Below are 691 nucleotides of genomic sequence, written 5' to 3' on the forward strand. Positions count from 1 at the left end.
CGCACGTCACGCACCGACGATGGCCTAACTACGTCCCCTGGCGGGGCCAAACGAATCAAGATCTACGAATGCAGTACCTGCGTGACCACTTCATCAAACGGCACGGTGTCTCTCCTCGCGACTACCGGCGCGCCTTCAGTGAACACTGAGAAATGCCTCACAAAGGGTTGTCGATCCGCTACTACCTCGCTGTCTTCGACAGCAGGCCGGGTCAGGTCCGCGACCTGTTCTTCCGGCACCACGACAGCTGGCGCGGCCTCATCGCCAGTGAGCTGCGACACGCCGCCGACACCCATGCGATCGTCGATCTGGACGCCGACCTTGCCGCCTTCCAGATCGACGCGGTGCTTGGCGGCTGGCGCAGTAGCCGTACTCGGCCCATCCGGCCAGGTCACTGCGCCGGGCGGTGCCGCGGGAGCGGCCGCACTCCGCCGGGGTGGAGTCTACGGCCCACACATCATCGCCCCATAGCGTGGTGTCGGCGGCCGGTATTCTGATCATGTGAAGGACCAGGCCCGAGGCCTTCCGTAGCCGTTTGCCGTACCTCGACTGTCCGGGCAGGTAGGGGAACATCCCGCCCAGTTACCGGTGGTCTGTTGGATCAAGCCGTGTGCCGGGTATCACCTGATTAATGCTCATTCGAGCGTTTCGGGGGTGGGTGATGACCGCTCGTCTGCCGTGCCCGGCGGCA

General features: G+C 64.4%; 2 pseudogenes. One reads left to right on the plus strand and one right to left on the minus strand.

Annotated elements, in window-relative coordinates:
• Positions 1–152 precede the first annotated feature (152 nt).
• Positions 153–296: pseudogene (locus ACSDR0_RS50990) on the plus strand (hypothetical protein); the annotation flags it as partial.
• Positions 297–354: 58 nt separating this feature from the next.
• On the opposite strand, the pseudogene ACSDR0_RS50995 reads toward ACSDR0_RS50990, so the two are convergent.
• A pseudogene (locus ACSDR0_RS50995) lies at positions 355–582 on the minus strand (IS982 family transposase); the annotation flags it as partial.
• Positions 583–691: the final 109 nt, after the last annotated feature.

Source organism: Streptosporangium sp. G11 (genome assembly GCF_051192615.1).
Classification (GTDB): domain Bacteria; phylum Actinomycetota; class Actinomycetes; order Streptosporangiales; family Streptosporangiaceae; genus Streptosporangium.